The sequence below is a fragment of the Salidesulfovibrio onnuriiensis genome, from assembly GCF_008001235.1.
Classification (GTDB): domain Bacteria; phylum Desulfobacterota; class Desulfovibrionia; order Desulfovibrionales; family Desulfovibrionaceae; genus Pseudodesulfovibrio; species Pseudodesulfovibrio onnuriiensis.
Window position 1 is genome coordinate 3,408,209 of sequence record NZ_CP040751.1, and the last position, 17,056, is coordinate 3,425,264.

The following is a 17,056-nucleotide window of genomic DNA, read 5'->3' on the forward strand; positions in this document are numbered from 1 at the left end:
AAGATCTTTTCCCAACCTAAAAGACGCATAATTCCGTAGCGCAGTTGGCCGGCAGACACAAGGGGCTGCATGAATTTGCACAGGAATAGGCAGAACGGGGCACAAGAATGCACAACCCGCCCAGACCCGCGAAACTCATGAATTCCTTTTCTGCAGAAGGGCCACGGTCTCCACGTGGTGGGTATGGGGGAACATGTCCACAGCCCGCGCACGGACCAGCGCATACGCATCCGACAGCCTGTTCACATCCCGTGCCAGAGTTGACGGATCGCAGGAAACCGCCACCACCTGATCCGGACCCAGGCGCAAAATGGCCCGAACCACTTCGTCATGCATGCCGGATCTCGGGGGATCGCAGACAATGATATCCGGCCGGGGCATGTCCTCCAGGCCACGCAGGCCGCCCTCCAGGCTGCCCGCATGAAATTCGCAATTGTGAAAACTGTTCATCCGCGCATTGACCCGCGCGTCTTCCACGGACTCCTCGGAAAGCTCGAAGCCCTGGACCCGCCGGACGCCGGGGGCCAGGAACAGCCCTATCCCGCCCGCGCCGCAGTAGAGATCCAGCACGGCCGATTCCCCGGAAAAGGCTCCCATTTCCAACACGGCCCCGAACAGGGCGGAAGCGCCTTCCGTGTTGGTCTGGAAAAAGGAGTTGGGCGAAATGCGGTAGCGGACTTCCGTTTCGCCACGGTTAAGACATTCCTCCACGTAGCCCTGCCCGGCCGTGTATTCCACACGCTCGCCAAAGGCCAGGGTGCGGCGGCTGCGGCGGCTGGAATGCACGAAGGAAGTGATGGACGGGATTTCCAGGCGCAGGCCGTCGCCCAGTTCCGCGGCGGTTTCGTGATGTCGCGCCTCGTCGGAGGTGATCAGATGCACCATGACCTGGTCCAGCGAGGTGTGACGGATGATGCAGTGCCGCCAATAGCCCCGGCCCGAGCGGGGATCGTATGCGGGAAGGCCGCTTTCCCGGCAGGCGCGGCGTACGGCGGCAAGGGCCGTCATGGTCGCCTCCGAGCACAAATGGCATTCCTCCAGGTCCAGGACATCGCCCTGCCCCTTCTGCCCGGGCAAAAGCCGCTTGCGCAGCCCGAGCCGGAGTTCCTCGCCCTCGAAGGCGAACTCCATCTTGTTGCGGTAATGGAAAACATGCGGCGAGCCGACCGGCTCCGACATTACGGGCTCCACCCGGCCGATGCGGCGCAGGGTATCCTCCACCTGCCGGGCCTTCTGGCGCAGCTGCTCGGCATAATCCAGGTCCTGCATGGCGCAACCGCCACACTCCCCGTAATGGGGACATACCGGCTGTACCTGGTGGGGCGACGGCCGCAGCGTCTGCATGGCCACGGCCTCGGCAAAGCGTTTCTTGGCCCTGGTCACCCGGGCCTGCACGCGCTGGCCGGGCAATGCGGCCTGCACAAATACGGCCATGCCGTCCACGCGGGCCACACCGGCTCCGCCGAACGCCAAGGATTCAATGTCACATTCGATGATGTCGTCTTTCTGCATGATAGAGAAATGCTCCTGAGGCCGTGTTTGACAGGTTTCCTCGGTCCTGTCTATCCTCCCGATTCATGATCAACAAGGCCACCGCCATGGAAGCCGTACTGGAGCGGCTCAAGGCCCTGCCCCCGGGCCAGGCCATCGACCTGCGCACCTACAAGCGCAACCGCTCGGTGGTCATCAAGCGCACGGGCGAGGACGAATTCCTGATCATCCAGGACGGCTACGAGCAGGCCCGCTACACCGAACCGTTCAAGAGGATGCGCAAGCTGCTCAAGGCGCTGTTCAAGAAGGAATTTCCGAGGTCGACCAAGATCAGGCTCTACAACCTGGGAGAGGTGGAGGTGGGTGAGGCGGTACAGCGAAAGAAAATATGAATCATACATTCCGTGCCCTCCGGGTAACTTCACAAGTATGTCTTACCTATGCTGTCGCCCGGAGGACGCAAATACAAAAAGCCTTCAGGGCAAAACCTGAAGGCTTTTTAATTTTCACTTACGCGCAAACGCTCTCACGTCACTTCTGCGCGACCTCCGCAGCCCGACCGGCCTTGTAATCAACCAGCTCCATGGTGAAATGGCCGACAACCACCTTTGACTTCACCTTCACCGGGATCCGCCGCGCATCCGCCGAAAACCAGACAATGAGCTCGGCATCGTCCGACTTCTTGAACACGCCGGAAAGATGCTTCACGTTGAGCCGCACCCGAAAACAGGGAATCTCGCCCATGGGGGTTTCCACGGTTTCCGTGTCCTCCACGTACGCCTCGCCCAGCACGCTGATCTTGCCGTCGGTCACCGGGCCGGAAAAGCGCATGGTCTTGTAAAGGATATGCTTGCGGAACTGGAAAAGGATGGACAGCGGGTCAAAGACCTGCTCCGGCTGGTCCAGGGTATGTTTGAGCTCGCCGCGCACGTACCGGTAGCTCCTGTTCTCGTCCCAGTCGAACTTGAGCTCCACATCCTTTTCGTACGTGCCTTCGCGCTGTTTCTTCAGGTAAAGCAGAGAACGGTTCACGTCCGCGTCGGTCCAGGACTCGATGCGGTCGCGCACCTTGTAGAAATTATCCACAAACGGCGTGCTCCGGGCCTCGGCCAGAAAACCGAGCGCGGGCACGCCCTCCCTTTCCTCTTCGGGCAGCACGGTCAGCGTGGCCGACCCGGCATGCACCACGGTCCAGTATATTTCATAGCTGAGGGTTTCGCCGGGGGCGAACGGCATGGAACCGGCAGTTGCGGGCCGGGCTCCGAGCAGCACCAAGGCCATGAGCATGAATATGATTCTTTTCATACGCCGATAGTGTGCACTACCCGTGCAAAGTCAAGTTTGTGCAAAGTCGGGACACAAGAAGAAGGGAGCATCAGCTCCCTTCTTCTTGTTAATTTACAATTAGTTAGAACGGCTGATCACCGTTGATGGATGTTTGAGATAATCCAAGACGATTTCCATCCTTTTTATACAAGTGCTGCTTTGCAATGAGAGCTTTTCTGAGACGCTTGTCCGTTGAATTCCACTCTATAATAGCACTGCCATAAACAAATACATTCACGCTATCGGAAAGGTAGACATACCTTGTTGCGTGCGCTGGAAGCTTGAAGGAAGAAGAGCCTGGCCCGACAGTTATTGGAGAACTACCGCTATTGCCTGTTAAAACAGTACTGTAGGCGGAAATATTTTTACCATCGTGGTCGTAATACGTTACTTTGCAGTTCACCTCACCATCGGTGATATTGGTTACGAAAATACCATATTTAACGACATCAGTTGTCTGAAACCGGGCAAGGATACCGGTCGTAATCGCGCTTCCCTGAGCCATAAAATCATCACTGGCAGCTGACATCCCACACAGCAATACAACAAGCGCAATGGCCATAAAAATCGATCTCAAAAACTTCATTTACATCCTCCGGAAACTGTTATTTTAAAATAAAACCATAATGCAGATCCATTTCAACCTCAATATAAAACAATAAATACACAATACCACACGCACATCATCTCAACATGCATTAACGACAGGAAAGAGAAAACAAACACAGAACGGTGGACAAAGCCCCAGGGACAAGCTACAAAGAAAGCTAGGCAACGTGTTGATTTCATTCCCATTGAAAGGAGACACCTCTATGATGCTCAGAAAACGGGCCTGGGACATGATGCGCGACGAATTCGCCACGGTCCAGGAAGACGCAAGCCTTGCCGAAGCCATCCGCGTCATGCGCGACTCCATGTCCGAATCCCCGGAAAACACGGCCGTGGTTGTCAAGAACAAGGCCGGAAAACTTGCGGGCGTCATCTCCATCTGGAGCATCCTCAAGGCCGTGGAAAAATCCGTGCTCAAGGATGAGAACCTCCGGCAGGTGGGAGAAACCGACTGGGATCAGGCCTTCAAGAACGCCTGCCTGATCTGCACCCAGCTGCGCCTGGACGAATACATCGAGCGCGACGTGCCCGTGGTCAAGCCCAACGACCCGGCCCTGCTGGTGCTGGATCACTTCCTCAAGCGCAAGCGGCACTGGGCCGTGGTGGAGGAAGGCGGCCGCACCATGGGCATCATCAACATCGCAGATCTTTACCGCGAAATGACGCGGGACATGATACAACTTTTCTAGATTCCCCCTAGAATCGAGAAAAAAAAGCCCCGCTTCTTCTGAAGAAGCGGGGCTTTGGTTTTCACATGGGAAACGCTACTTGAGCTTGAGCAGGGTCACCATCTTGCGCAGCACGCCGGTCATCTGCTGGTCATACGCCTTGTCCGAAAGCAGCTTGTTGGCCGCTTCGTCCGGCGTCATGTTCTGCTTGTAGGGGCGCTTGCCCACCATGGCGCAGAACGAATCCGCCAGGGCGCACAGCCTGCCGTTGAAGCTCAGGGTCTGGCCCGAGATCTTCTGCGGATAGCCGCTGCCGGTAACGCGCTCGTGGTGCTCCAGAACACACTGCTCCACCTCGGGATACTTGAGGTCCAGCTTGGCCAGCATCTGGTAACCGAGGTTGGGATGCTGGTTGACCTTCTGGCGCTCGTCCGTGGTCAGGGGCTTGTCCTTCTGCATGATGAACCCGGGCAGTTTGGTCATGCCCAGGTCGTGCAGAAACAGGCCCGCTGCCAGGCGGTCGAACATCTGGCGCTTGACGCCCCCTTCCTTGAAGTCGTTCTCCCGCAGCTGCCCGAACAGTGCCAGCCCGATGAAACCGCTGTTCACGGCGTGGTGTTCCAGGCCGTGCTCCTTGGTCAGGCGACGAGCCAGGGCGCAGGAGCGGTGGATATCCTGAAACAGGTATTCGGTCAGCACCATGAGGTCGGTCCAAAAGGCCTCGAAGACCACCGGCACCGGCTGCTCGAAGAACTCCTTGCACCGGCGCGTGAGCGCCTGGGTGAAGATGTCCGCGATTTCGCGTTCCTTGAGGTTCTTGTCGACGAGCACGAGATCAAGCTGGTAGCTGATATGCTTGACGTACACGGGGTGGTCGTCGCGGGAAACGAAGATGTCCCCCTCTTTCGTCAGTTCCGCCAGCTCCTCGATCTGCTCGCTGGAAAGCCGGCCGCCCACCTTGTAATAAGGTATGATGCGGGCGACGTCCTCGTCGAAACGATAGATGTTCAACGGAGGACGGAACTTGTTGAAACTCCCCAGAATATCCGGATTGATCTGATAGTATTCCTCGTTCAGACCATCCGAGATATCGTGCTTCATCGACGTGCTCATAGACTCCCTACTTCACAAAGAGCTTAACGACGTTCGTCTGCGTCTTGGTGGCGTCCTTGTTGGGGTCCGGCTGTCCGGCCGCGATGATGATGGTATCGCCCTGCTCGAAAGCGGGATGATTCTTGACGAACTCCTCGGCCCGCTCCTGATGGTTGCTGAGGCTTGTATCAGGCGCTCCCGGAATAACCCCCCACGACAAGTTACAGAAATGCCTTGCAATGCTGTCGGATGTCAAGGCGTATACGCTCTGCTTGGGACGGCAGGAGGAAAGGATGCGCGCGGTCGCACCGGAAGTGGAGTGGCAAACCAGGCCCTTGGCGTCGGTCTTTCCGGCCAGCATGGCGGCCGCATAGGCCAGGTAGGTGGCCGGGTGCTCCAGGTCGCCGGGATGCAGGGCCACTTCGTCCTGCTGCTCGAAATAGAACTGTTCGATCTCGTAGGCGATGGTGCGCATGAAATCGACAGCTTCATAAGGATAGCTGCCGATGGCTGTTTCCTCGGAAAGCATGATGCAGTCCGCGCCGTCCAGGATGGCGTTGGCCACGTCCGTGGTTTCCGCGCGGGTGGCCATGGGCGTCTTGACCATGGAGAGCAGCATCTGGGTGGCCACGATAACCGGCATGCCGCGCTTGTTGCACGCGCGGATGATGCGCTTCTGGGTGGCGGGCAGCTCGGCCAGGTTCATTTCCAGGCCCAGGTCGCCGCGGGCGACCATGACGCCGTCGGTTTCATCCAGGATGCTGTCCAGGTTGTCGATGGCGGCGGTGGTTTCCAGCTTGGTGATGATGGGCAGGCGGCGTCCGAGCTTGTCCATCTCGGCCTTGAGCACCTTCAGGTCGTCGGCGGTCTGGACGTAGCTCAGGGCCACGCAGTCCACGCCGAGGCCCATGCCGAAGGCCAGGTCTTCCTTGTCCTTCTCGGTCATGGCGTCCAGCGGAGTGACCTTGCCCGGGAAAGCAATGCCCTTGCGGGGCGGCGCAATGCCGGAGTTGATGGCGCGCAGGCGGACCAGGTGCTCGTTTTCACGCTTAATGGCCGTGAAACGGAGCATGCCGTCGGAAAGGGCCACGGAGTCGCCTTCCTTGATAACCTCGATCAGCTCGGGCATGTCCAGGCAGATAAAGGCGTCGCCGCCCTTGTCGGCCATGGCGCTGGTGCCGAGCATGACTTCGTCGCCCTTGTTGATGTCCAGGGTACCCTTGCCCACGTCGGACGTACGCACCTTGGGACCGGAAAGGTCCTGCAGGATGGTCAGGGTGTAGCCGGTTTCCTCTTCCAGCTTGCGGATGATCTTCACGCGTTCGCTGAAGAATTCCTTGTCGCCGTGGGAGAAGTTCAGGCGGAAAATCTTGGCGCCGGAATGCACCAACTTCCTGATCTGGTCTTCTTCCTGGGTTGCGGGCCCGATGGTCGCAACGATCTTGATATGTCTGTCCATAAAAAATAATCCTCCGGAATGGAGCTGGCGCATTTGGGGGAGGCGCCGTAAGACGTTATTAAGCAACCAGCAACTACCTCATTGAAATTGCTGGCTTTCCATTCTCTCCCGAAGCATTACTACCCCGCGATAGTAGGCACACAACCCCGAAAAAGCAACAGTATACTGATAATTTCCCCACCTATTTTACTCTTTTCTGGTTGACAAATGGGGGAATATCATTCACGTGTGGTAAAAAGTGGGACAAAGTAGAACATCTGGGTAAGAAAGTGGGACCACTTTACCACAAAGGGGAATGAATGCGATTTCGCGGTCACGCACATAGGAGCCTCGACGACAAGGGTAGGCTCATATTGCCTCCGGACTTCAAGGACAAGATCCTTGCCGAAGTTCCGGACGGCAGGCTCGTGCTGACCATCTGGGAAAAGCATGTCATCGGAATATCCCCCGCCCAGTGGGACCGGCTGGAGGAAGAACTTGAGAAGATCAAGGCTCCCAGCCGCCAGATGCAGAACATCATCCGAATATTCTATTCCGGCTACGAGGAAGTGACTGTGGCCAAGAATGGCCGCATAGCCATCCCCGCCCACCTGAGAAAGAGCGGGAAGCTGGACAAGGATATAGTGGTGATGGGCGCGGGCAGGCGCTTCGAAATCTGGCCGGCGGAAAGCTTTGATGCTCTTCTCGAAGAAGATTACGACGTCTCGGACGAGCTGGCGGACAACAGCGTCAGCCTGCCGTTCTGATCATGGGGAAGCCAATGGCCGACCCGGCGTCGAAACACACAACGGTTCTTTTACAGGAAGTGGTGGAATGGCTCCGCCCCCAACCGGGAAAACGCTACATGGATGGCACTCTCGGCATGGGCGGACACAGCCTGGCGATTCTCGAAGCGGCCTTGGGCAAGGCCGACCTTCTCGGCTTAGACCGCGACGAGATAGCACTGGGGCTGGCGGCGCAGCGGCTGGAAAAACACAAGGGCCGCACGCATCTGTTCCACCTGCCCTTCAGCGAGTTCGAGGCCGCCCTGGACGAACTCGACTGGGATGGGATTGACGGCGCGGTCCTGGACCTCGGCGTATCGTCCATGCAACTGGACGAAGCCGACAGGGGCTTCAGCTTCATGGCTGACGGCCCGCTGGACATGCGCATGGACTCCACGAGCGGACTTCGGCCCGCAAGCGAGCTGGTCAATACCATGAAACATGGGGAGCTGGCCCGGATCATCCGGGAGTACGGCGAAGACCCCATGGCGGGCAAGATAGCGGCGGCCATCCTGAGAGAACGGGAAAAGCAGGAAATCACGACCACGCTGCAATTGGCGGACATCGTGAAAAACGCCTACCCGCCCAAGATGCGGCGGCTGGCGCGGCTCCATCCCGCAACCCGTACCTTTCAGGGCCTCAGAATAGCGGTGAACAGGGAATTGGAGGAACTTGACACCTTCCTCTCCAACATCATCGGACGACTCAAACCGGGTGGCAGAGTGGCCATCATCTCGTTTCACTCCCTGGAAGACAGGGCCGTGAAGCGGGCCTTCAGGGAAGCGGCGAAAGCCTGCACCTGTCCGAGCCACCAAATGCATTGCACCTGCGACGGCGTCCCGAAACTCAAAGTGCTGACAAAGAAGCCTCAGCTACCCACCGAAGAGGAGATGCGGGTCAACCCGCGCTCCAGGGGCGCAAAGCTCCGGGTGGCGGAGAAGCTCAAACCGGATGGAGAACAGGCATGAGTTTGATCGACCGGAATTGGTTGCCACTACTTCTCACCTCCCTGGCCCTGGCGCTGGGACTAGGACTGGCATCCGTCTGGTTGAACATCGAACGTCATGATCTGGCCTACGACCTCAGCAATCTCGAGGAGCAGCGCGACCGCAAGTCCGCCCTGCTCGTGAAGCTTGAGGTGGAGCGCGACAATCTGGCCTCTCCCTACCGGCTGCGCAAGCTGGCGGAGAAGTACGGCCTCGCCGTCGCCACCCCCGGGCAGATCCGCAACGTCGATGAACACTAGTCAGTAGAGGATTTTCGCCATGACCGGCAAGACCAAACAAGGCAAGAAGGATTTCAGCAAGGCCAAGATCATTCTGGTAATGATCTTCTTCGGCCTTGCCCTTTGCGCGTTGTGGGTCCGGGCCGGCTGGGTCCAGCTGCACGAGGGTGAATGGCTGGAAAAGATGGCCGCCCGCCAGAACTTCACCGCCGAGCTCGAATTCGGCGAACGCGGCCGCATCCTGGACCGCAACGGCAACATGCTGGCCACCAGCGTGGAAGCCAAGAGCGTCTACCTTGTTCCGCCCAAGGCAAAGCCCGCCGTGGACAAGGTGGCCGGGACGCTGAACCGCATCCTGGGGGTTTCCGCAGGCACGATGCGCGCACGCATCAATTCCGGGAAAAAATTCGTCTGGGTCAAGCGGCAGATCACGGACAAGCAAGCTTTGGCGATCAAAGAGGCGGACCTGCCTGGCGTCCACCTTTCCACTGAATATACGAGGCTTTACCCCAATGGGCATCTCGCCGGGCAGGTCCTTGGTTTCGTGGGAATCGACGGCAAGGGACTGGAAGGCATCGAAAAACAATTCAATGAGCGCATGACCCCGGGCAAGGCCCGCTTCGTGGTCCAGCGCGACGCCAGGGGACGCAAGCTCTATCTCGACTCCCAGGGCCGCGAGGTGAACATCGACGGCAAGGACGTCCACCTGACCATCGACGCCCACATCCAGAACGCCGCGGAACAGGCCCTGGCCGCCTCCGTGGAAAAATACCACGGCACCGCAGGGCTGGTCATCGCCGTGGAGGTGAAGAGCGGCGACATCCTGGCCATGGCCAACTACCCCTTCTTCAACCCCAACGTCTACGGCCGCACCAAGGCGTCGGTCCGCCGCAACCGCGCGGCCACGGACGTCTACGAACCCGGCTCCAGCCTCAAGCCCCTGCTCATCGGCGCGGCCCTGCAGGAAGGCGTGGTGGACCCGGACAAGCTCTATTTCTGCGAGAACGGACGCTGGCGCATCGGCCGCAAGACCATCAAGGACACCCACCCGGCGGCATGGCAGCCCGTACGCAAGATCCTGCGCTACTCCAGCAACATCGGCATGGCCAAGATCGCCATGGACCTGGGCGCGGGCAAATATCACGAATATCTTTCCAAGCTCGGCTTCGGGCACGAAACCGGCATCCGGATTCCGGCCGAGCGCTCCGGCATCGTTCATCCGCCCGAAAAGTGGCGCAAGCTCGACCTGGCGGCCATCAGCTTCGGCCAGGCCATCGGCGTCACGGGCCTGCAGCTGGCCAAGTCATTTCTCTGCCTGGCCAACGGCGGGGTCATGAAGGATCTGCGCCTGGTCAAAGATCCCGGGAAGACTCAGGAAACCACCCAGCCCGTGCGCGTGTTCAGCGAGGAAGTCACCGACACCGTGCTTGCGCTCATGGAAGAAGTGGTGCAAATGGACGGCACCGGACGCAAGGCACGAATTCAGGGAATCACCGTGGCAGGCAAGACCGGCACCGCGCAGAAGGCGGCCGTCGGCGGCTACGGCACCAAATATCTCTCCTCCTTCGTGGGACTCGTTCCCGGGGACAAGCCCGAATACCTCGTCATCTGCATGGTGGATGAACCCACCAAGAACGATTACGGCGGAACCGTGGCGGCCCCGGTGGTCCGCGAAGTCATGATCGACACCTTGGCCTACAACGGCATGCTGCCCGACGCGGCAGGCGAAGCCCTGGCCGAGGAAAACACCGTGCACGACATCGACAGTACGGAGCTGGCCCAGACCCTGGCTCCGACCCCGGCTTTCGACGCCGGAAACACCGTTCCGAACATCAAGGGAATGCCCGTACGGCGCGCCCTCGAACTTTTAGTGAAAAAAGGGATTGTTCCGGTCCTCAAGGGAGACGGCATGACCGTCACCGGCCAAAAACCCGCTCCCGGCTCACCGTGGCCGGAAGAACAACAGACGGAGGGGAAGAACGATGTTTTTGTTCTCTGGCTCTCCTAGCAGGAAAAAGACAATGACTCGTGGCGCAATGGAATTCAAGGAACTGGTCAAACTGGTGCGCGAAGGCCTCATGGTCCGCACCGATTCGCGCCAGGTACAGGAGGGGGAATGCTTCGTGGCCATGCCCGGCACGGCCGTGCGCGGCATCGACTACATCCCCATGGCCCTGCAGAAGGGCGCCAAATACATAGTGGCCCCGGAGGATTCCCGGGACCTGGTGGCCCCGGTGGCCGAGGATGAAGCCGTTGTCTGCTACGTGGGCAACACGGCCAAGGCGTTGGGCGAACTGGCCCGCGCCTACTTCAAGACCGACGAGTTGGACATGAAGCTGGTGGCCATCACCGGCACCAACGGCAAGACCACCACCAGCTACATCATCGAGCACCTGCTCTCGGCTGCGGGCCGCAAGGTGGGCGTGCTGGGAACGGTCACCTACCGCTGGCCCGGCTTTTCCATCGACGCCAAGCTGACCACCCCGGACTGCTGGATGATCCACGAGCTGCTGGCCAACATGGCCAAGGCCGACGTGGACGCCGTGGTCATGGAGGTTTCCTCCCACGCCCTGGACCAGTACCGCGTGGCCGGGCTGGACTTCGACGTGGCCGTGATCTCCAACCTGACCCAGGACCACCTGGACTACCACGGCGACATGGAGACCTACTTCCGGGCCAAGGCAAAACTTTTCACGGAATATCCGCACCTGGACAAGTGCTGCGTCATCAACTTCGACGACCCGTACTGCCGCAGACTCCTGAACGAATGCGAAGTGGCCATCGGCTACGGCTTCGGCGATCCGGGCAGCTCGGACAAGTCCACCCTGCGCGGCCGCATCCTTTCCAACGACCGCAACGGCCTGAAACTGGAATGCGGCTTCAAGGGCAAGACCTGGGAAATCGAATCCGGGCTCATCGGCCAGCACAACGCCATGAACCTGCTGGCCGCCCAGGCCGTGGGCCTGTGCATCGGCCTGAACTGCAAGGACATGCGCTCGCTGAGCGAATTCAAGGGCGTTCCGGGCAGGCTGGAACGGGTCGAGAACGAACTCGGCCTGCATGTCTTCGTGGACTACGCCCACACCCCGGACGCGCTGGTCAACGTGCAAAAGGCGCTCAAGAGCCTCGATTTCGACCGGCTCATCACCGTGTTCGGCTGCGGCGGCAACCGCGACCGCACCAAGCGGCCGGTCATGGGACGCGCAGTGGCCGAATACGCGGACGTGGCCGTGCTGACCTCGGACAACCCCCGCGACGAGGAACCGCTGGCCATCATGGACGACGCCCGCCCGGGCCTCAAAAACGCCGCCAGGGTCATGGAAAACCAGGACCGCCAGGAGGCCATCACCATGGCCGTGCGCGAAATGACCGAGGGCGACGCCCTGCTCGTGGCCGGCAAGGGGCACGAGGACTACCAGGTGCTCAAGGACGTGACCCTGCACTTCTCCGATGTGGAGGCCGTGCAGAAGGCCGTCGACATCGTCAAGGGAGAACGGAACAAGTGATCATGACCCTGGCCGACATACAGCGCTGCCTCACGGGCATGGCCGACAGCGGCATGGAAGGCATCCAGGTGCACGCCGTGCGCACGGACAGCCGCGCGGTCACCAGCGGCGACCTCTACATCTGCATCGAAGGCGAACGCTTCGACGGGCACGAATTCGCGGCACAGGCCGCCAAGGCCGGAGCCTGCGGCATCGTATCCTCCAAGATCCTGGATCCGTCCATCGAGGAAGCCGGCGTGCCCGTGTTCATGGTCCGCGACACCACCGTGGCCCTGGGCCAGCTGGCCGCCTGTTACCGTTCCCTGTGCGGGGCCAAGCTCATCGCCATCACCGGCACCGCCGGCAAGACCACGGTCAAGGAACTCCTGGCCGAGGTCTGCTCCGCCCGCTTCGACGTGGCCAAGAACTACCGGAATTTCAACAACCAGATCGGGCTGCCCGTCTCCATGCTCCAGGCCGGCGAAAAGCAGGACCTGTGGATCATGGAATGCGGCATCAGCCTGGCGAGCGACATGGCCGAGCTCGGCCCCATCGCCTGCCCGGACGTGGCCGTGATCACCAACATCGGCCCCGGCCACCTGCAGGGGCTGGGCGACATCGAGGGCGTGGCCAAGGCCAAGGCCTCCCTGCTGCGCTATCTCCAGCCCGGCGGCGTGGCCGTGGTCAGCATGGACTACCCCCAGCTCTGGAAGGCGGCCACCGAGATCTGCCCCGAGCCCGTGGGCTTTTCCACCATGAACGAGAAGGCCTCCTTCTTCTGCCTGTTCCTGGGTCCCAGCCAGTTCGGCTCCGGCCGGTTCCTGCTGCGCACCCCCAAGGGCGAGGTGGAATTCGAAGCCCCGTTCTGCGGCGAACATTTCGCGGAAAACCTGGCCGCCGTGGCCGCCGCGGCGCATACCGTGGGCCTGGGCCCGCAGCACGTGGTGGACGGCGCTTCCCGCTTCTGCGCGGACAACCAGCGTTTCTGCCAGCGTCCGGTGGGAAACATCACCCTCATCGACGACACCTACAACGCCAATCCCCTGTCCATGAAGCGCTCCATCGAGACCGCCAAGTGCATTGCCGGGGAAAGGCCGCTCATCCTGCTGCTGGCCGACATGCTCGAACTGGGCAGCGAGGCCGCCAAGCGCCACAGGGAACTGGGCGAGGTGCTGGCCCTGGTCAAACCCGACGCCGTGTACTGGAAGGGCGAGCACATGGACGACGTGCGCGCGGCCTATCCGGACGTGGTGGAGCTCAAGGCCCCCGAGGCCTTTGCCCGGGACTGGAAAGGCATGAACATTCATGACGCCGTGGTGCTGCTCAAGGGCTCCCGGTCCATGAAAATGGAAAAATACACCCAGGCACTCAAGGAAACCCTTGAAGGAGCTGCATCGTGATCTATCATCTGCTCTACCCCCTGAGCGCTGATGTCGGCGTCTTCAACGTGTTCCGGTACATCACGTTCCGGTCCATCTGGGCGCTGCTCACGGCACTCATCATCAGCATCCTCTTCGGACCGGCCATGATCCGCTGGCTCAAGAAGCTCAAGTTCGGCCAGTACATCCGCGAAGACGGTCCCGCGCACCAGCAGAAACAGGGCACCCCCACCATGGGCGGGCTCATGATCCTGACCAGCGTGCTGGTGAGCTGCCTGCTCTGGGGCGACCTGACCAACCACTACGTGCTGCTGACCATGTTCGTGTTCGCGGGATTCGGCGTGGTGGGCTTTGCGGACGACTACATCAAGGTGGTCAAGAAGCAGAACCTGGGACTTTCCTCCAAGGCCAAGTTCCTGGGCCAGCTGCTGGTGGCCGCCGCGGCCATCGCCGTGCTCATCCAGGAGCCCAACTACTCCACCATGCTTTCGGTTCCCTTCTTCAAGAAGATACTGCCCGACCTGGGCTGGTTCTACCTGCCCTTCGCCCTGCTGGTGCTCGTGGGCTCCAGCAACGCCGTGAACCTCACGGACGGCCTGGACGGCCTGGCCATCGGTCCCATGGTGGTGGCCATGGCCTGCTTCGCCATCTTCACCTACGCCTCGGGGCACGCGGGCATCGCCGAATACCTGTCCATCCAGAACCTGCCGGGCATCGGCGAGGTCACGGTCTTCTGCGGGGCCATGGTGGGCGCGGGCCTCGGCTTCCTGTGGTTCAACGCCTATCCGGCCCAGGTGTTCATGGGCGACACCGGCTCCCTGGCCCTGGGCGGCGCGCTCGGCTTCACGGCCGTGCTGGCCAAGCAGGAGCTGCTCCTGGTCATCGTGGGCGGGGTCTTCGTCTTCGAAACCCTCTCGGTGATCCTCCAGGTGGGCTACTTCAAGATGACCGGCGGCAAGCGCATCTTCCGCATGGCGCCGCTGCATCACCATTTCGAACTCAAGGGGATCCCGGAATCCAAGATCATCATCCGGTTCTGGATCCTTTCCATACTCATGGCGCTCATGGCGCTTTCAACCCTGAAGCTGCGGTAGGTACCACGGAATGATGACTCAATTCGTCAGGGAATTCGCCCAGAAGCACAATCTGCACGGCAGGCGCACCGTGGTGGTGGGGGCCGGAAAGTCCGGCATTGCCGCCGCCCGGCTGCTGCACGCCCTGGGTGCGAAGGTCCGCTTGGTGGATGCCAGCGAATCCCTGCCCGCCGAAACCGTGGCCGAAGTGGAAAAGGTGGCCGAACTCCAGACCGGTCCCCACAGCAGGGAACAGTTCGCGGACGCTGACCTGGTGGTCATGTCCCCGGGCGTGCCCGCCAAGAAGCTGACTCCCTATTTCGGCGACCTGCCGGCCCGCAAGATCGTGGCCGAGCTGGAATTCGCCTCCTGGTTCATCCAGGCCCCGATCATCGCCATCACCGGGTCCAACGGCAAGACCACGACCACCACGCTCATCGGAGAACTGCTGGAGAAATCCGGCAAGAACGTGTTCGTGGGCGGCAACATCGGCACCCCGCTGTGCGAATACCTGCTGAACATGGACCGGGCAGACGTCATCGTGCTCGAAGTCTCCAGCTTCCAGCTCCAGAACTGCCGCCTGTTCCACCCGGACGTGGCCGTGTTCCTGAACATCGCCCCCAACCACCTGGACTACCACGAGGACATGGAGGAATACCTGGAGGCCAAGCTGCAGCTCTTTTCCCAGCAGACCCCGGAAGACCTGGCCGTGGTGCACGAAAGCCTCCGGCCCCTCATCGGCGAACGGAAGTTCACCGAGGCCGAGGTGGTCTGGTATTCCTCGGCAAAGCGCTTCGACGCCCCGCACCTGCCTGGCGAACACAACCGGGCCAATGTCCAGGCCGCGTGGCAGGCCGTGAAGCGCTTCGGCGTCAAACCCCGGGAGGCCGAAAAAATCATCAGCGAATTCAGGCCGCTGGAACACCGCCTGGAAAACATCGGCCAAAAAAACGGTGTGAGCTTCATCAACGACTCCAAGGCAACCACCTTGGAGGCCGTGGCCGCCGCCGTGAAGAGCTTCGGCAAGAGCCCGGTACGCCTGCTCATGGGCGGCAAGTTCAAGGGCGGAGACGTGGCCGAGCTGGCCCGCCAGATGGAAGGCCGCGTGGCCCAGGTGGGCCTGTACGGCGCGAGCCGCGAGATATTCGAGGGCCCGCTCAAGAAGTATTTCCCGGTGTCCTGGGACGAGACCCTGGAACAGGCCGCAAAACGGCTCTTCACGCACGCCAGGACCGGCGATGTGATCCTGCTCTCCCCCGGCACCTCCAGCTTTGACCAGTACCCCAACTACAAGGAACGGGGCGGCGACTTCAAACGCATTTTCGGAGAACTGAAGTAATGAACCGCAACTCTCGGCATAAGCCCAAACTGCAGACGGCGCAGGCCGCTCAAGCCATCGGCCGCATGGACCACTGGCTCTTGCTCGCCACCCTGCTGCTGGCCGGTTTCGGGCTGATCATGGTGCTCTCCTCCAGCGGCATCATGGCCGAGCGCTTTTACAGCGACAAATACCACTTCTTCAAAAAGCAGTGCGTGTTCGCCGCCGCGGGCCTGACCGTCATGTTCGTGGCCTCGCGCCTCCCCCGCCGCTACATCTACGGCATGACCTATCTCTGGCTGTTCATCGTGCTGGCCCTGCTGGTGCTCTGCGGGCTCACCCCCCTGGGCGTGCGCGTGGGCGGCGCCTCCCGCTGGATCTCCCTCGGGGCCTTCAACATCCAGCCCCTGGAGCTGGCCAAGCCCGCACTGGTCGTCTACCTGGCCTATTTCTTCGCCAAGCAGCAGGACAACGTGAAGCATTTTTCCATCGGCTTCATACCGCCATTCGCGGTCACGGGCCTGCTCTGCGGCCTGCTCATGCTCCAGCCGGACTTCGGCGGGGCCGTGTTCCTGTCCGCCATTCTCTTCTTCATGTGTGCAGTTGGTGGCACAAGATTGTCATACCTTTTTACAGCGGGCATCTTCGGCGGGTTCCTCGGCTGGAAGCTCATCGCATCCTCGCCGTACCGCTTCAAGCGCTGGACCGCGTTCCTCGATCCGTTCGCCAGCGCACAGAACGAAGGGTACCAGCTGGTTCAGTCCCTGTATGCCTTCGGCTCGGGCAAGACCTTCGGCACCGGCCTGGGCGCGGGCAAACAGAAGCTCTTTTTCCTGCCCGAAGCGCACAACGACTTCATCATGGCCGTGGTGGGCGAGGAACTGGGATTCGTGGGCATGAGCCTCTTCTTCATTCTCATCGCCTTTTTCCTGCATAGGGCCTTCCGCGTGGCCATCCAACAGGAGGATCTCCAGGACCGGTTCACGGCCTTCGGCATGACCCTGGTGCTGGCCCTGGGCTTCGTGCTCAACCTGGCGGTGGTGCTGGGCACCGTGCCGCCCAAGGGCGTGGCCATGCCCTTCATGAGCTACGGCGGTTCCAACCTGCTGGCCTCGTTCATCTGCGCGGGCGTGCTGCTGAACATTTCCCGGGGAGGCGGCCGATGAA

The 17,056-nt window shown here is 60.7% G+C and carries 16 protein-coding genes; 11 read left to right on the plus strand and 5 right to left on the minus strand.

Annotation, left to right across the window (positions count from 1 at the left end; genetic code table 11):
• Window positions 1-135: 135 nt before the first annotated feature.
• Complete coding sequence (rlmD, locus tag FGL65_RS15710; RefSeq protein ID WP_147822207.1) at window positions 136-1,512, minus strand: 23S rRNA (uracil(1939)-C(5))-methyltransferase RlmD; 1,377 nt, start codon at window positions 1,510-1,512, stop codon at window positions 136-138.
• A gap of 65 nt (window positions 1,513-1,577) precedes the next feature.
• On the opposite strand from rlmD, the gene FGL65_RS15715 reads away from it, so the two are divergent.
• Window positions 1,578-1,883 carry a hypothetical protein gene (locus tag FGL65_RS15715; RefSeq protein ID WP_147822208.1) on the plus strand — a complete coding sequence of 102 codons (306 nt, stop codon included), beginning with the start codon at window positions 1,578-1,580 and terminating at the stop codon, window positions 1,881-1,883.
• Window positions 1,884-2,022: 139 nt separating this feature from the next.
• On the opposite strand, the gene FGL65_RS15720 is transcribed toward FGL65_RS15715, so the two are convergent.
• Window positions 2,023-2,796, minus strand: coding sequence for a DUF3108 domain-containing protein (locus tag FGL65_RS15720; protein WP_147822209.1), 774 nt, complete (start codon window positions 2,794-2,796; stop codon window positions 2,023-2,025).
• 103 nt (window positions 2,797-2,899) lie between these two features.
• A complete protein-coding gene (locus FGL65_RS15725; protein ID WP_147822210.1) occupies window positions 2,900-3,403 on the minus strand; it encodes a hypothetical protein in 504 nt (167 codons plus the stop codon).
• 226 nt (window positions 3,404-3,629) lie between these two features.
• Here FGL65_RS15725 and FGL65_RS15730 point away from each other — a divergent pair, with 226 nt between their 5' ends.
• Window positions 3,630-4,115 carry a CBS domain-containing protein gene (locus tag FGL65_RS15730; protein WP_147822211.1) on the plus strand — a complete coding sequence of 162 codons (486 nt, stop codon included), beginning with the start codon at window positions 3,630-3,632 and terminating at the stop codon, window positions 4,113-4,115.
• A 75-nt stretch (window positions 4,116-4,190) separates the two neighbouring features.
• Here the strand turns inward: FGL65_RS15730 and FGL65_RS15735 are convergent, their stop codons facing one another.
• Entirely contained in the window at window positions 4,191-5,207 is a 1,017-nt protein-coding gene (locus FGL65_RS15735; protein WP_147822212.1) for an HD-GYP domain-containing protein, read from the minus strand.
• 7 nt (window positions 5,208-5,214) lie between these two features.
• Window positions 5,215-6,645 (minus strand): pyruvate kinase, encoded by a 1,431-nt coding sequence (pyk, locus tag FGL65_RS15740; protein WP_147822213.1) that lies wholly within the window; start codon window positions 6,643-6,645, stop codon window positions 5,215-5,217.
• A 299-nt stretch (window positions 6,646-6,944) separates the two neighbouring features.
• Between pyk and FGL65_RS15745 the strand changes: the two genes are divergently transcribed.
• The 9 genes from FGL65_RS15745 to ftsW are packed head-to-tail and all read left to right on the plus strand — an operon-like array spanning window position 6,945 to window position 17,055.
• Window positions 6,945-7,391: a division/cell wall cluster transcriptional repressor MraZ gene (locus FGL65_RS15745; protein WP_147822214.1), complete on the plus strand. Its 447-nt coding sequence runs from the start codon at window positions 6,945-6,947 to the stop codon at window positions 7,389-7,391.
• A gap of 14 nt (window positions 7,392-7,405) precedes the next feature.
• A complete protein-coding gene (gene rsmH, locus FGL65_RS15750) occupies window positions 7,406-8,377 on the plus strand; it encodes a 16S rRNA (cytosine(1402)-N(4))-methyltransferase RsmH (RefSeq protein WP_147822215.1) in 972 nt (323 codons plus the stop codon).
• A gap of 20 nt (window positions 8,378-8,397) precedes the next feature.
• The gene (locus FGL65_RS15755) at window positions 8,398-8,655 is read left to right on the plus strand and encodes a hypothetical protein (RefSeq protein ID WP_348981270.1); all 258 of its coding nucleotides are present in this window, start codon (window positions 8,398-8,400) and stop codon (window positions 8,653-8,655) included.
• Between the two features lie 19 nt (window positions 8,656-8,674).
• A complete protein-coding gene (locus FGL65_RS15760) occupies window positions 8,675-10,642 on the plus strand; it encodes a penicillin-binding transpeptidase domain-containing protein (protein WP_147822217.1) in 1,968 nt (655 codons plus the stop codon).
• Window positions 10,643-10,655: 13 nt separating this feature from the next.
• Window positions 10,656-12,140, plus strand: a complete 1,485-nt coding sequence (locus FGL65_RS15765; RefSeq protein ID WP_250645516.1) for a UDP-N-acetylmuramoyl-L-alanyl-D-glutamate--2,6-diaminopimelate ligase — start codon at window positions 10,656-10,658, stop codon at window positions 12,138-12,140.
• A 2-nt stretch (window positions 12,141-12,142) separates the two neighbouring features.
• The gene (locus FGL65_RS15770; RefSeq protein ID WP_250645640.1) at window positions 12,143-13,519 is read left to right on the plus strand and encodes a UDP-N-acetylmuramoyl-tripeptide--D-alanyl-D-alanine ligase; all 1,377 of its coding nucleotides are present in this window, start codon (window positions 12,143-12,145) and stop codon (window positions 13,517-13,519) included.
• On the plus strand, window positions 13,516-14,592 hold the full coding sequence (gene mraY / locus FGL65_RS15775) for a phospho-N-acetylmuramoyl-pentapeptide-transferase (RefSeq protein ID WP_147822220.1): 1,077 nt from the start codon (window positions 13,516-13,518) through the stop codon (window positions 14,590-14,592). The genes FGL65_RS15770 and mraY overlap by 4 nt, the downstream gene beginning before the upstream one ends.
• Before the next feature lie 10 nt (window positions 14,593-14,602).
• Entirely contained in the window at window positions 14,603-15,910 is a 1,308-nt protein-coding gene (gene murD / locus FGL65_RS15780) for a UDP-N-acetylmuramoyl-L-alanine--D-glutamate ligase (RefSeq protein WP_348981271.1), read from the plus strand.
• Window positions 15,910-17,055 carry a putative lipid II flippase FtsW gene (ftsW, locus tag FGL65_RS15785; RefSeq protein WP_147822221.1) on the plus strand — a complete coding sequence of 382 codons (1,146 nt, stop codon included), beginning with the start codon at window positions 15,910-15,912 and terminating at the stop codon, window positions 17,053-17,055. Before murD ends, ftsW begins: the two co-directional genes overlap by 1 nt.
• Window position 17,056 lies beyond the last annotated feature (1 nt).

Bases quoted from the DNA above. Each gene is read 5' to 3' on its own strand.
- rlmD (WP_147822207.1), bottom strand. From the start codon at position 1,512: ATGCAGAAAGACGACATCATCGAATGTGACATTGAATCCTTGGCGTTC.
- FGL65_RS15715 (WP_147822208.1), top strand. From the start codon at position 1,578: ATGATCAACAAGGCCACCGCCATGGAAGCCGTACTGGAGCGGCTCAAG.
- FGL65_RS15720 (WP_147822209.1), bottom strand. From the start codon at position 2,796: ATGAAAAGAATCATATTCATGCTCATGGCCTTGGTGCTGCTCGGAGCC.
- FGL65_RS15725 (WP_147822210.1), bottom strand. From the start codon at position 3,403: ATGAAGTTTTTGAGATCGATTTTTATGGCCATTGCGCTTGTTGTATTG.
- FGL65_RS15730 (WP_147822211.1), top strand. From the start codon at position 3,630: ATGATGCTCAGAAAACGGGCCTGGGACATGATGCGCGACGAATTCGCC.
- FGL65_RS15735 (WP_147822212.1), bottom strand. From the start codon at position 5,207: ATGAGCACGTCGATGAAGCACGATATCTCGGATGGTCTGAACGAGGAA.
- pyk (WP_147822213.1), bottom strand. From the start codon at position 6,645: ATGGACAGACATATCAAGATCGTTGCGACCATCGGGCCCGCAACCCAG.
- FGL65_RS15745 (WP_147822214.1), top strand. From the start codon at position 6,945: ATGCGATTTCGCGGTCACGCACATAGGAGCCTCGACGACAAGGGTAGG.
- rsmH (WP_147822215.1), top strand. From the start codon at position 7,406: ATGGCCGACCCGGCGTCGAAACACACAACGGTTCTTTTACAGGAAGTG.
- FGL65_RS15760 (WP_147822217.1), top strand. From the start codon at position 8,675: ATGACCGGCAAGACCAAACAAGGCAAGAAGGATTTCAGCAAGGCCAAG.
- FGL65_RS15765 (WP_250645516.1), top strand. From the start codon at position 10,656: ATGACTCGTGGCGCAATGGAATTCAAGGAACTGGTCAAACTGGTGCGC.
- FGL65_RS15770 (WP_250645640.1), top strand. From the start codon at position 12,143: ATGACCCTGGCCGACATACAGCGCTGCCTCACGGGCATGGCCGACAGC.
- murD (WP_348981271.1), top strand. From the start codon at position 14,603: ATGATGACTCAATTCGTCAGGGAATTCGCCCAGAAGCACAATCTGCAC.
- ftsW (WP_147822221.1), top strand. From the start codon at position 15,910: ATGAACCGCAACTCTCGGCATAAGCCCAAACTGCAGACGGCGCAGGCC.